At 43.0% G+C, this 11,639-nt stretch carries 15 protein-coding genes; 11 read left to right on the forward strand and 4 right to left on the reverse strand.

Annotation, left to right across the window (positions count from 1 at the left end):
• The first annotated feature begins 609 nt into the window (after positions 1-609).
• Positions 610-2,382 (forward strand): oleate hydratase, encoded by a 1,773-nt coding sequence (locus BMZ93_RS00135; protein WP_091501004.1) that lies wholly within the window; start codon positions 610-612, stop codon positions 2,380-2,382.
• A gap of 105 nt (positions 2,383-2,487) precedes the next feature.
• On the opposite strand, the gene BMZ93_RS00140 is transcribed toward BMZ93_RS00135, so the two are convergent.
• Positions 2,488-3,192 (reverse strand): DUF4190 domain-containing protein, encoded by a 705-nt coding sequence (locus BMZ93_RS00140; protein WP_091501006.1) that lies wholly within the window; start codon positions 3,190-3,192, stop codon positions 2,488-2,490.
• 641 nt (positions 3,193-3,833) lie between these two features.
• The gene (locus BMZ93_RS06675) at positions 3,834-3,956 is read right to left on the reverse strand and encodes a hypothetical protein (RefSeq protein ID WP_280139637.1); all 123 of its coding nucleotides are present in this window, start codon (positions 3,954-3,956) and stop codon (positions 3,834-3,836) included.
• Positions 3,957-4,059: 103 nt separating this feature from the next.
• Between BMZ93_RS06675 and BMZ93_RS00145 the strand changes: the two genes are divergently transcribed.
• Complete coding sequence (locus BMZ93_RS00145) at positions 4,060-4,260, forward strand: hypothetical protein (RefSeq protein ID WP_091501008.1); 201 nt, start codon at positions 4,060-4,062, stop codon at positions 4,258-4,260.
• 47 nt (positions 4,261-4,307) lie between these two features.
• On the opposite strand, the gene BMZ93_RS00150 is transcribed toward BMZ93_RS00145, so the two are convergent.
• Positions 4,308-5,270: a thymidylate synthase gene (locus BMZ93_RS00150; RefSeq protein ID WP_091501010.1), complete on the reverse strand. Its 963-nt coding sequence runs from the start codon at positions 5,268-5,270 to the stop codon at positions 4,308-4,310.
• A 126-nt stretch (positions 5,271-5,396) separates the two neighbouring features.
• Positions 5,397-5,873, reverse strand: a complete 477-nt coding sequence (locus BMZ93_RS00155; protein WP_091501012.1) for a deoxycytidylate deaminase — start codon at positions 5,871-5,873, stop codon at positions 5,397-5,399.
• 89 nt (positions 5,874-5,962) lie between these two features.
• On the opposite strand from BMZ93_RS00155, the gene BMZ93_RS00160 reads away from it, so the two are divergent.
• The 9 genes from BMZ93_RS00160 to BMZ93_RS00195 all read left to right on the forward strand — a co-directional run bounded on the left by BMZ93_RS00160 (position 5,963) and on the right by BMZ93_RS00195 (position 11,619).
• Positions 5,963-6,808, forward strand: a complete 846-nt coding sequence (locus BMZ93_RS00160) for a bifunctional 5,10-methylenetetrahydrofolate dehydrogenase/5,10-methenyltetrahydrofolate cyclohydrolase (RefSeq protein WP_091501014.1) — start codon at positions 5,963-5,965, stop codon at positions 6,806-6,808.
• Between the two features lie 99 nt (positions 6,809-6,907).
• On the forward strand, positions 6,908-7,858 hold the full coding sequence (locus BMZ93_RS00165) for an ATPase, T2SS/T4P/T4SS family (RefSeq protein WP_091501016.1): 951 nt from the start codon (positions 6,908-6,910) through the stop codon (positions 7,856-7,858).
• Positions 7,845-8,882 (forward strand): type II secretion system F family protein, encoded by a 1,038-nt coding sequence (locus tag BMZ93_RS00170; RefSeq protein ID WP_091501018.1) that lies wholly within the window; start codon positions 7,845-7,847, stop codon positions 8,880-8,882. Before BMZ93_RS00165 ends, BMZ93_RS00170 begins: the two co-directional genes overlap by 14 nt.
• An 80-nt stretch (positions 8,883-8,962) precedes the next feature.
• Complete coding sequence (locus BMZ93_RS00175; protein WP_342027613.1) at positions 8,963-9,223, forward strand: competence protein ComGC; 261 nt, start codon at positions 8,963-8,965, stop codon at positions 9,221-9,223.
• Positions 9,210-9,614 carry a type II secretion system protein gene (locus tag BMZ93_RS00180; protein ID WP_091501020.1) on the forward strand — a complete coding sequence of 135 codons (405 nt, stop codon included), beginning with the start codon at positions 9,210-9,212 and terminating at the stop codon, positions 9,612-9,614. Before BMZ93_RS00175 ends, BMZ93_RS00180 begins: the two co-directional genes overlap by 14 nt.
• 61 nt (positions 9,615-9,675) lie before the next feature.
• The gene (locus tag BMZ93_RS06545; RefSeq protein ID WP_159427760.1) at positions 9,676-9,828 is read left to right on the forward strand and encodes a hypothetical protein; all 153 of its coding nucleotides are present in this window, start codon (positions 9,676-9,678) and stop codon (positions 9,826-9,828) included.
• Complete coding sequence (locus BMZ93_RS00185; RefSeq protein ID WP_159427761.1) at positions 9,815-10,261, forward strand: type II secretion system protein; 447 nt, start codon at positions 9,815-9,817, stop codon at positions 10,259-10,261. The genes BMZ93_RS06545 and BMZ93_RS00185 overlap by 14 nt, the downstream gene beginning before the upstream one ends.
• A complete protein-coding gene (locus BMZ93_RS00190) occupies positions 10,245-10,553 on the forward strand; it encodes a hypothetical protein (protein WP_091501023.1) in 309 nt (102 codons plus the stop codon). The genes BMZ93_RS00185 and BMZ93_RS00190 overlap by 17 nt, the downstream gene beginning before the upstream one ends.
• Positions 10,554-10,590: 37 nt before the next feature.
• Positions 10,591-11,619, forward strand: coding sequence for a class I SAM-dependent methyltransferase (locus BMZ93_RS00195; protein ID WP_091501024.1), 1,029 nt, complete (start codon positions 10,591-10,593; stop codon positions 11,617-11,619).
• Positions 11,620-11,639 lie beyond the last annotated feature (20 nt).

Below are 11,639 nucleotides of genomic sequence, written 5' to 3' on the forward strand. Positions count from 1 at the left end.
TAAATTCATTGGCTTCTATCTTTCCCGAGAGCCGCCATGGAGATGGTGGCTTTTTTATGCTATAATTCATCTAGAATAAGTACGAAGTCGAGTTTCCGACTTTCCAAAGATCGCCATGGGGATGGCGGTCTTTTTTGTACAAAAGAAGCCCCGACTGGGTAGTCGAGGCACGTACGGTTACTTCTCCTTTTGGAATTGTAACCATTTATCCAATCGAGCTAGTATCAGCTCAGTGATAAGCTGTATGGCTAGATTATCTAGCAATTGAATTAGAATAAGTACAAAATCTATCATAAGCTTCCTCCTTTCCCGGCACCTAGTTCCAATGCCGTAAAAAGGGAAGTTTTTGAAATCCATACTGAATATCACGAGAAAGAAGTAAAATTTTCTCAGTTTTGAATTTCTTTACACAAAATGATTACTGAATTAACTTAAAAAAGTCAGCATCCCATCACGGTTTGCTGACTCTTTTTATGTATTTAGAAGGATATTACATTTCTGTTGTTTAGAGAATTTCTGAGACATTGTATTTATATTTTATACTGTTAGAATGAAGGTGTATTCAGATGAACGACTTTTTTAGCCGCACGCGTAAAAAGGAGATTAATGATGCACTACAGTTCAGGAAATTATGAAGCTTTCGCACATCCCCGTAAGCCCGAGGGTGTTGATCAAAAGAGCGCCTACATTGTGGGTGGGGGATTGGCTGGTTTATCAGCTGCCGTCTTTCTAATCCGTGATGGTCAAATGGCCGGTGACAAGATTCATATTTTGGAAGAATTAAAAGTCAACGGTGGTTCCTTGGACGGAACGGAACGCCCTGACGTTGGTTACGTGACCCGTGGTGGCCGTGAGATGGAGAACCATTTTGAGTGCCTATGGGACATGTACCGTTCAATTCCTTCCTTGGAAGTTCCTGGAGCGTCCTATTTGGATGAGTATTACTGGTTGGATAAGGATGACCCAAACACTTCAAATTGCCGTATGATTGAAAAACGCGGTAATGAAGTACCAACTGATGGCCAATACACCCTTGGTAAGAGCTCACAGGAATTGATGAAGTTGATTATGACTCCTGAAGAGAAGTTGGGTAATCAAACGATTGAAGACTTCTTCTCCGATGACTTTTTCAAGAGTAATTTCTGGACGTACTGGGCAACGATGTTTGCCTTTGAAAAGTGGCACTCATTAGCTGAGATGCGCCGTTACATGATGCGTTTCATTCACCACATTGACGGCTTGCCCGACTTTTCAGCCCTTAAATTTAATAAGTACAACCAGTACACTTCAATGGTCATGCCACTGTTGAAGTACTTGGAGGACCACGGCGTGGATTTCCAGTTGGGTACGCAAGTACAAAACGTTGAAGTTGATACGTCCAATGGTAAAAAAGTCGCTAAGAAAATTGATATGACGGTCGATGGTGAAGCAAAGTCCATCGAGTTAACCAAGGACGACTTGGTCTTCGTCACAAATGGTTCAATTACTGAAAGTTCAACTTATGGTGATCAGAACACGTCTGCTGAAAAGACGGACGCGCCTGGTGGCTCATGGAAGCTTTGGGAAAACTTGGCCGCTCAGTCGGACGACTTTGGCCACCCAGGGGTCTTCTACAAGAACTTGCCTAAGAAGTCCTGGTTTATCTCAGCCACGGCGACGATTAAGAACACCGAGTTGGACCCATACATTGAGCGCTTGACGAAGCGTTCTTTGCACGACCACAAGGTCAACACCGGTGGAATCATTACCATTACTGATTCAAACTGGATGATGAGCTTTGCGGTTCACCGTCAACCTCACTTTAAGAGCCAAAAGGAAAACGAGACCATCGTTTGGATTTATGGTTTGTACTCTGATGTTGAAGGAAATTACATTCACAAGAAGATTGAGGACTGCTCTGGTCAAGAAATTGCTAAAGAGTTGCTCTACCACTTAGGAGTACCTGAGAGTGAAATTGATCGCTTGTCATCAGAAGATTCGATGAACACGGTACCTGTTTACATGCCATTCATCACTTCTTACTTCATGCCACGTGTAAAAGGTGATCGTCCTGATGTTATCCCTGCAGGTTCAGAAAACTTGGCCTTCATTGGTAACTTCGCGGAATCACCAACTCGTGACACAGTCTTTACGACCGAGTATTCAGTCCGTACGTCAATGGAAGCGGTCTACAGCCTCTTGAACGTTGAGCGTGCTGTACCTGAAGTCTTTAACTCGACTTATGATATTCGTTACTTGCTCCGTGCCATGTACTACATGAACGACAAGAAGGGTATCTTGGAAGCTGACTTGCCAATTCCAAAGTTGGTTGCAAAAGTTGGATTGAATAAGATTAAGGGTACCTGGGTCGAACAGTTGATGAAGGAGCAGCATTTGATGTAAAGTTTGCTTGCTGATTTCGGCTAATGCCTTAATTATTGACAATATAAAAAAGGAAACGGTTCGTGAAGAATCGTTTCCTTTTTGTTTTGCTGTAAAGGTTGTGGATTAGTTCAAAGCGAAGGTAACTTTTTCCTTCTTTGAGAACATGTTACCGTCATAGATAACTTTCAATTTATCTGATGAATTAGCTTCACCAATCAAGTTGCTGGTTACTGAAGCACCCTTAGCTAAATCACCACTTTTTAGAGTGTCTTCTGTGTCTGGATCGTATGAATCCATATCCGTTTGATTGCCATTATCATCAAGCTTGAAATCAAATGGGTTATAAGAAATTTTATCGTCATTATCCTTGTTTGTGATAGTAACGTTAACGACAACGTACTTGTTGCCATCTTTATCAGGCTTTACATATTCGTTTCCAGAATTGTAGTTAACACTGTTAATCTTATATTCAACACCCTTGTAAGTAGCTGTTTCGCCGACTTTAAAGGTACGAGTTGAAATCTTATCAGTGCTCTTTGAACTTGTTGCGGTTCCAGTTGCCTTGTCGATTTCGTTAGAATACGTATTTTGAGTGCTCAAAACAATAAAGAATGCAACAACTGAAAGTACTAGACCAACAATTGACTTAGTCTTCTTTGACTTACGGTTCTTAACCAAAGCGATGATTCCCAAGATGGCACCAACAACGGCGAAAATAGCAGCCATGTTGTTAATGATTGGTACCCATGAAAAGGCTAATCCGATTGCACCAAAGACAATTGCTAAGATAGCGAGTACTTTATGCTCGTTATGTTTACTCTCTTCCATTATGAAGATACTCCCTCGTACAGCTTTTAACGTGGTTCAGCTTTGCACGTATTGATTTCTTTTGTTTGAATAAATTAGAGTAGTGCTAATTTAACAGAATTCTCTAGAATTATTATAGTAATATAATCACAAGATGGCAATGGCTTTTATTTTAAAATAAATCAATATTTATGTTACTTTTGACATTTAATAATTATTATTGAAATATAAAGTGAAAACTGTTTGTTTTTTGCTCTCATAAATTGTTTTAATTAATCTGAATGTTTGGAAAATAAAAAAAGAACCCAAAGGTTCTTTTTGAATAGTATGATTATTAAATCACAAAATTCTGTTTTTCATGCTTCCAATAAGCTAGAGCCAATAACAATTGACCGACTAGTAAGAATCCAAATAGAATCAGTACGTCGTTTTCCAGGTTCAAGCTATTGAGCGAGATTAACTTTTTAAAACCATCGATACTATAGGTCACTGGTAGGTAGGGGTTAATGGTTTGAAAGCATGAAGGAATCGTTGAAAGAACAAAAAATCGAGCGGATTATTCCGCGTGATGAGAACGGTCACTTCTTAGAAATTGATTGGCAGTCCGTATTAGCAAAGTAAAAAGGCCAGCCCGATGGGCTAGCCTTTTTTGAGTGGGTAATTTATGCCAACAGCCATGTGTAAGCAACCATGCATAATACTGCCAGGATGCAGACAAGGATGAACCATGGATTTTTATACAAGTAGAAGGTTGGTTGCTTCTGTTCTTCTTGATTTTTGTTCATAGCATTTCTCCTTTTGCATTCTCTCTAGTTCGAATATAGTCTCATTGTTCAGAAAATGCAAAGAGCGCTATAATAGAATTATTCTTAATAACTGGAGGGTTCTATGAAATTCGGAATGCGAACACCATCGTTGAAAAAGTCGTTTAGTGCACGGACCAAGGGACGTGCCACGCGTGCTTGGAAGTCAGCTGTGATTCCCGGATACGGGAAGAAGGGCATGGGGATGATTAAGAACCCTCGTAAGTCACTGCACAATCGGATTTACCACCGCACGACTTTTTCACTGACAGATTTGCTGAAATAGCATAAAAGAAAAGCAGACCGGAATGGCCTGCTTTTTTATTCTTTCATTTAGACAGCAACTGGTGCCTTGATGGCTGGTTCTGATTCATAATCAACCAACTTGATGTCGTCCATTGTGTAGTCGAAGATGGACTTCACTTCAGGATTCAACCAAATCTTTGGCAGTTTATGCATTGGACGTGAAAGTTGTTCTTTCACTTGATCCACGTGGTTCTTGTAGATGTGGGTGTCGCCGATGGTGTGAACAAAGTCGCCCACCTCCAATCCAGTCTGTGCTGCAATCATGTGAATGAGCAGTGAGTAGGAAGCGATGTTAAATGGCACACCGAGGAAGAAGTCACCAGAACGTTGGTAAAGTTGTGCAGATAATTTACCGTCGGCTACGTAAAACTGTGAAAGGACGTGGCAGGAAGGCAATGGTGCCTGTGGCGTTGTCTCAGGGTTCCAGGCCGTCAAGATTAAACGACGTGAGTTGGGGTTCGTCTTAATCTGTTCGATTAAGTTTGAAATTTGGTCGGTTTCTTGTCCACCAGGTAAAACCGATGCCCATGAACGCCAAAGCTTACCGTAAACTTCACCGATGTAGCCAAACTTTTCCATGAAGTCATCGTCTTCTAGGATGAGTTGAACAAAGCGGTCCTTTTGCTTCAAGTATTCTTCCTTGAATTCTGAATCTTGTTCTGAACGAAGTCCAAAGTCAGTCATATCAGGACCATCGTAGTCTTCTGACTCAACCCATTGCTGGAAGGCCCATTCGTCCCAAATGTGGTTGTTGTGTTGGAGCAAGAAACGGATGTTGTTATCACCGCGCAAGAACCAGAGTAGTTCAGACTTGATGAGCTTGAAGAAGACTTTTTTAGTTGTCAGAAGGGGGAAACCTTCTGACAAATTGAAACGCATTTGTGTTCCAAAGATTGAGTAGGTACCAGTACCGGTACGGTCACCTTTTTCGTGCCCTTCGTCCAAAATCTTTTGGGCTAAGTTCAAATATTGTTCTTCATTCTTGCTCATCTGACATCCTCGATTTCTTGAAAATTCTTCTATTAAGTATGAGCAATTCGGCTCTCATTTGCAAGACTTTTAAATTAGTTAGCATCTAAATAAAAAGTCCAGCCTTAGGCTGGACTGCTTTGCATGCTATTGAATAAATTGTCCTAAATCGATTTGATCGGCGGTTTCCTTTTCGAAGGGTACCTGAACAAGGGGAACCTGCTTTTGCTTGAGCAACTCTTCTGCAAAGGGGTCGTTGCGGTAGTCCCGCATAAATTTGATGTTTTTAATACCAGCTTGTAGGAGTAACTTAGTACAGAAAACACAGGGGGCGTCCGTTACGTAGAGTGTTGAATCTTCGACGGGAATTCCCATTGAGGCCGCCTGCATGAGGGCGTTTTGCTCAGCGTGAACGGCACGGATACAGTGGCCGTCGACGATGTAGTCGCCCACTTCGGTACAGTGCGGTGTACCCGAAACGGCACCGTTATACCCGGAGGCAATAATGCGGTGATCCTTTACAAGGATGGCCCCGACGTGTCGCCGTGTACAAGTCGAACGAGTGGATAGGATTGCAGATTGCGCGATGAAATACTGGTCCCATGAAATACGTTGATCGGCCATTTTATCTCCTTTAGTTGCGAACATTTGTTAAAATAACAGTAATATTATTTTACAACAGTTCCGCCGAATGGGCGAGTAAAGAGGCAATGATGGCTCAAATTTTAGATGGAAAAGCAGTAGCGAAGGAATTACGTGAAAAGCTAGCGATTGAAATCGGTGAATCCGGTTTACACCCAACCCTAGCGGTTGTTTATGACCCCAATGACGGCGGGTCAAAACTCTACGTCGGCATGAAGCAAAGGGCTGCTGCAAAGGTTGGTATTAAAACGCAGGATATTGCGGTACCTGCTGGTTCAACAACAGAGGCAGTACAGCAAATTGTTCGTGAACTAAATCTTGATCCAGACGTGACTGGTATTTTAATTCAAGCACCATTGCCAGCCGGGGTGGATGATGCAAGCATCTTTGCGACGGTCGCCCCTGAAAAAGACGTGGATGGTCTGGGCGTTACCAACCAGGGTCGTCTTTTCGCAAATGAGGAAGGGCAATACCCAGTGGCAGCAACGCCAAAGGGTGTTATGACCTTACTTGACCACTACGGTATTAATCCAGCCGGAAAGCAGGCGGTTGTTATTGGCCGTTCACAATTGTTTGGCCGTCCCATGGCTGCCTTGCTATTGAATGCGGATGCGACGGTGACAATCGCTCATCGGTATACGGACGAGGCGACTTTGACAACTGCTTTACAGCAGGCGGACATTGTGGCTGTTGGCGTGGGAATTCCTGGATTCGTTACCGTGGACCCAATTAAAGAAGGTGCCGTGGTGGTTGATGTGGGGATGAACGTGGTTAATGGCAAGGCCGTTGGCGATGTTGACCCACTAGTGGCAGAGAAGGCTGGCTGGTTAACACCAGTTCCCGGTGGTGTTGGTCCAATGACCATTGCTACTCTGTTAGAATCAACCTTTGAGGCGGCTAAAGAGCAAGCTAAGTAATTAAATATTTTTATTTTAAAAGTCCAATTTGAGCGATTGGGCTTTTTTCTATGCTTTTTTAAATCTTCCCTCGTGTAATGGTGGTGAAAGGGGAAAGAAATGAATAAAGAAAGAAAATGGCCCCAGGAAAGGGGTGAGTCAGTAAAAGATTACTTGGAAAAGTTGCTAACACTGGCTTTTGAACATGGGTTTTCGGACCTATATTTTTTACCAAAGGAGAATGGATACGCAATAACTGGTCAGCGTTTAGCGCGCCTCGAATCGGTGGGAACGGTTTCCAATGACTTTGCCCGTTCAATGCTGTCTTTAATGAAGTACTGGTCGAATTTGAACCTGGCCGAGGAGAGGCGCCCGCAGTTAGGGCGGTTTGATTTCGCTGGGGGTTTTGTCCGGGTATCGTCGGTGGGTGATTTTTTAGATAGGGAAAGTGTTGTGCTGCGTCTAATTGCTGGCAGTCATCAGGATTTCCAATTTTCTTCTGAATCGACTTGGAAAGAACTGTTATCAAACCAGCCCGAAAGTGGTCTCTATTTGCTGGCGGGTCCAACGGGTTCGGGGAAGACGACGATGATGTATGAATTACTGAAGCATTGGTCGGAAGGGCAGGTGGTGCTAACGGTTGAGGACCCGGTGGAAATGGCTCAGAAAGAGTTCCTGCAATTGCAAGTGAATGAGCAGGCAGGGATTACTTATCAGGAATTGATTAAAGTAGCCTTGCGACACCGGCCGGACATTCTGGTGATTGGTGAGGTGCGTGATGGTCAAACTGCTGAGGCTGCTTTGCAGGCTGCGCTGTCGGGGCACTTGGTCATCGCAACTATCCATGCCAACTCAGCAGAGTTAGTTTTAGAACGTTTAGTCGATTTAGGTTTAAAGGAAAGTCTAGTTCGTGAAGCCTTAGTGCAATCTTTGTATATGCGTTTAGAGCCTGGCTCTTCTGGTGAATTACAGTCCAGTTTTACCCGGGTTGACTGGCGTGAAAAGAGGCGGCTGTACCGACGGTTACAACATCCGTTGAATAAAGGAGGTGACAGTCATGATGGGATTTAGAAAAAAGAAAACGTTTCGATTGAATGCATCAGATCAGGCAGCCTTTTTGTCGGAATTAGCAGAATTGAGTCAGGCTGGTTATTCTCTTGGATTATCTTTGGATGTTTTAAAAACGGGACATCCGCATTGGAGCCCTGGTCTATTAGCCGTTCAAGAAAAATTGGCGGTAGGCATGGACTTGAGTGCTGCTTTGAAAGAACTACTGAGTCCAACTTTGGCGACCTATCTGGATTTGGCTCGGCAACACGGACGCTTTGATGAAACCTTGCATCTTTTAGCCGAAAAAGTCCGACAATTATTGAGCTATCAGCGTCAACTAAAACAAGCACTGGCTTATCCAGTTCTACTAATTTTTATATTAATCGGTCTTGTCTTCACCTTGGAACAGACCCTTTACCCGGTTTTTGCTGAGTTAGCAGGAAACGTGGGGAGTTCTGGTGGGAATAACTGGCCACTTGCTTTCTTACATGGGTTACTGGGAATGGTGATTATGCTGGCCGTAGCACTCTTTATCTTTTATGCTTATCTGTTGAGGTGTACACCTTTAAAGCGCCTCCTTATCTTAACCAAGGTACCCATTTTATCCGGAATGACCAAAGACTTAGTTAGCGCACTGTTAGCTGAAAATCTTGCCGTCTTTTTGGGCGCCGGGTTAAGCCTCCCATCAATTATTGAACATTTTTTTAATGGGGGTGATGAAGATCATTCACTTAGCGCTGAGTTAGCAAAATATGCCAGAAGGGCGCTTCTCCTTGGAATAAGCGTGGATGAATGGTTAGAAAAACAAAGTTATGTACGTCCGGGCTTATCTGCCTATCTGACGCGTGGCTTTGATTCCAGAACTTTAGCGGCCTATCTGTCTTATTACGCTAAGCGAGAGTACGAACGTTTTGATCAACAAGTGAAGTCTTTTTTCGCGATGTTACAGCCCGTTCTATTTTCAATTATTGGCGGAACAATTGTTTTACTTTACTTAGCGATGTTATTACCGCTGTACCAAAACCTAGGAGGTTATCAACTATGAGAAGAGAAGTGATGAGAAATTCAACAAAAAGTTTATTAGCTAAAGGGGAAAGGTCTGCTTTCACCTTAATAGAAGCGACCGTGGTTTTATTTATTATTGCCTTACTACTTTTACTAATATTGCCCAACTTGAATCGACAGCGTGAGCGAGCCGAAGCAACCCATCGGCAGGCCATGGTTGGAAGAGTGCAGACCCAGGTTGATTTGTACTTAAACGATCACCCGGACCAAAAGTCCGTTAGCTTTTCCGATTTAAGAAAGGGGGACTACCTAACCAAGGAACAGATGGAAAAGGCGCAGAAATTGAAGATTGTCATTAAGGGACACGATGTTAAAGGTTAGGCGGCGAACTGCCTTTACACTGGTGGAAAGTATGCTTGTTTTGTTTATGTTGTCCTTAATTTTAACCCTAACAATTACTTTTCGTCCCCGGAAGAACGAGGTAACGGTTCAACAGTTCAAAGAGGTGTTTACTAGTACTTATACCGCAGCTAAAACAAGGGCGCAACTGAAGCAAAAAGAACAAATCATTTACTTTGAACAAGACGGAATGCAAGATCAGGGAAAGTTACTTCCATATCCGACTTCCTACGTTCTTGTTGAAGCTAAAAAAATAAGAATTAGTTCTTCTGGATTTGTCTCGCCACAGTCAATCAATTGGAAAAGGGGTGGGGAAATATTGAAGTTAATCATACAGTTTGGAGGTGGATCCTATCGCTTTATTAAAGAATGAACGTCCGTCCTTTGTAATTGTTGAAGGATTAGTCGCTCTATCGCTAGTTGTGATGGCCATTATGGTTGAAGTGGGTGTCTTGCACCATTATCAAGTAAAAATAACGGAGGCTAGGATGACTTTGAAAAAACAGCTTGTCGAAAAGGAACGAGCTTTGGAGGATTGGCAGCGAGTAGTTGATGAAAGGGAAACCAAAGAACATGTTGAAAATTAGGGGACAGCCCGCGTTTACACTTTTAGAGAGTCTCGTTGCTTTAGCGGTAATGGGGATGGTTTTTACGGGGTTGTCTTATTTGATTCGCGGTAGAACAATCAATCAACCGCCTATTAGCGAGGAGCGACTGGCGGCTGTCTGCCAGCAACTGCAAAAACAAGGTTATGTGTTAGAAAAGTCTACCTCTCATCAACTAACTCTTTCAAAAGATGACCGTGAAGGTCAAAAGATCTTGTCGGTCGTCAACGGACAACTGGTTTTACAAGGTGACAAACGTGGGAAAATGGTCTTGCTTAATCGAGTGAAGCAAATTGATTTCCAAAATTTTGGTTCCTATCAAAGGGTTACGGTAAGAGATGCTAAGGATAAAAAAGCAGTAGCTGTCCTTTTTTTAGATAGGAGAAAGGAGGCGGAGCATGTTGAAAAACCGTGAACGTTCGGCCTATGTTTTACTGCCGACAATCTTGATTTTATCTGCTCTTTCCATGGGCTACATCCTCCAAAGTCGCGCCCTCACCCAACGCCTTCAGGCCACCAAAGCAATCATCCGCCAGGAAGAAGTGGACACTCTTCAAATCCGAGCCGCGACGGCATACCACCAAAACGGTCAGAAAGAGGGAGCCAACAAAAAAGCATCAGCCTCCTATGAAGTGCAACCTGAAAAAGACCGCATTCAAATTACGGTAAAAGGGGATGTATTCGAGCGCCCACTTCTCCATCCATGAGCTTGCCGGAGCCTTTAAAAAAGGCTAAAATAAAGGCATGACAAAAGTAAATATTCCAGAACAATTTCAAACGATTGATTCCGTCGTACAACGGGTCAAAAAGAGTGAACAGGTAAGTTCACGACAAGCCTTAGTACAAACTTTGGCAACTTTACATGAACAGGAATTATCAGCCGAAGATAAAGAGGTTTTTTCTGCGGATAGCCAGCTTGCTTTAAAAGAGCTGTTTTCCATTAATTGGGCATCTTTTTCTTTCCAAGAACGTCGTCATATTTTGCAGTTGTTGATTTTGAAGGCAGATAAAGAAGATAAGGTCCCTGCTAACGAACAATTGACGCCAGATGGTATTGGTTACCTATTAGGTGACCTGGTTGCTAAAACGGCAAATTTGGATAACCCCGATTCAGAAGCGGCAACAGTGACAGACATGGCTGTTGGTTCTGCTAATCTTCTCTGGACAGTCCAAGAAGTATTACAAGCTAAGAAGGCTACGGTTAAGACAGTTGGAATTGATACCGTTGATTCCCAGTTGGCCTTGGCCTCTGTTACTGCGGATTTGCTAAATGACAATCAAGTTGACTTCTTTTTGGGGGATGTCGTTGATTTGCCTGAAGATGAATTACTGCCAGCAGACGTTGTCATTGCGGATTTGCCAATTGGCTATTATCCAAAGGAAGCGCCGGCTGGTTTCGTTACAGCCTTTAAAGAAGATAAGTCTTACGCGCACTTCTTAATGATTGAAAAGGCTTTGGATCTAATTAAAAAGGATGGTTGGGCTTACCTAGTTGTTCCAGCCGATATTTTGTCCGGTGCGCATCATGAAAGTATCTTGAAGCTCTTTGCTCAAAAGGCTCAGTTGAAGGCCTTCTTGACTTTGCCACAGGCATACTTCCAGAAGAAGGAACAGCAAAAGGCAATCTTGGTTATTCGTCATTCTGACGCTAAGCCAAAGAGTGAAGTAATGCTCGGTCAATACCCATCCGTTAAGGAGAGTCAGGCGCTAGAAGAATTTTTGCAAGATTTAGGCGACTGGGGTAAACTGAATAAGGAAAAAGAGCTAGATTAGACTAAGAATAGGTGGGAAAA

It is taken from the genome of Fructobacillus durionis (genome assembly GCF_900112405.1).
Classification (GTDB): Bacteria; Bacillota; Bacilli; order Lactobacillales; family Lactobacillaceae; genus Fructobacillus; species Fructobacillus durionis.

What these genes read in the sequence shown, in the direction of transcription:
- BMZ93_RS00170 (WP_091501018.1), top strand. Translation starts at nt 7,845, where the DNA reads ATGATGGGATTTAGAAAAAAGAAAACGTTTCGATTGAATGCATCAGAT.
- BMZ93_RS00150 (WP_091501010.1), bottom strand. Translation starts at nt 5,270, where the DNA reads ATGAGCAAGAATGAAGAACAATATTTGAACTTAGCCCAAAAGATTTTG.
- BMZ93_RS00145 (WP_091501008.1), top strand. Translation starts at nt 4,060, where the DNA reads ATGAAATTCGGAATGCGAACACCATCGTTGAAAAAGTCGTTTAGTGCA.
- BMZ93_RS00155 (WP_091501012.1), bottom strand. Translation starts at nt 5,873, where the DNA reads ATGGCCGATCAACGTATTTCATGGGACCAGTATTTCATCGCGCAATCT.
- BMZ93_RS00190 (WP_091501023.1), top strand. Translation starts at nt 10,245, where the DNA reads ATGTTGAAAAACCGTGAACGTTCGGCCTATGTTTTACTGCCGACAATC.
- BMZ93_RS00185 (WP_159427761.1), top strand. Translation starts at nt 9,815, where the DNA reads ATGTTGAAAATTAGGGGACAGCCCGCGTTTACACTTTTAGAGAGTCTC.
- BMZ93_RS00195 (WP_091501024.1), top strand. Translation starts at nt 10,591, where the DNA reads ATGACAAAAGTAAATATTCCAGAACAATTTCAAACGATTGATTCCGTC.
- BMZ93_RS00140 (WP_091501006.1), bottom strand. Translation starts at nt 3,192, where the DNA reads ATGGAAGAGAGTAAACATAACGAGCATAAAGTACTCGCTATCTTAGCA.
- BMZ93_RS00160 (WP_091501014.1), top strand. Translation starts at nt 5,963, where the DNA reads ATGGCTCAAATTTTAGATGGAAAAGCAGTAGCGAAGGAATTACGTGAA.
- BMZ93_RS00180 (WP_091501020.1), top strand. Translation starts at nt 9,210, where the DNA reads ATGTTAAAGGTTAGGCGGCGAACTGCCTTTACACTGGTGGAAAGTATG.
- BMZ93_RS06675 (WP_280139637.1), bottom strand. Translation starts at nt 3,956, where the DNA reads ATGAACAAAAATCAAGAAGAACAGAAGCAACCAACCTTCTACTTGTAT.
- BMZ93_RS00165 (WP_091501016.1), top strand. Translation starts at nt 6,908, where the DNA reads ATGAATAAAGAAAGAAAATGGCCCCAGGAAAGGGGTGAGTCAGTAAAA.
- BMZ93_RS06545 (WP_159427760.1), top strand. Translation starts at nt 9,676, where the DNA reads ATGGTTGAAGTGGGTGTCTTGCACCATTATCAAGTAAAAATAACGGAG.
- BMZ93_RS00135 (WP_091501004.1), top strand. Translation starts at nt 610, where the DNA reads ATGCACTACAGTTCAGGAAATTATGAAGCTTTCGCACATCCCCGTAAG.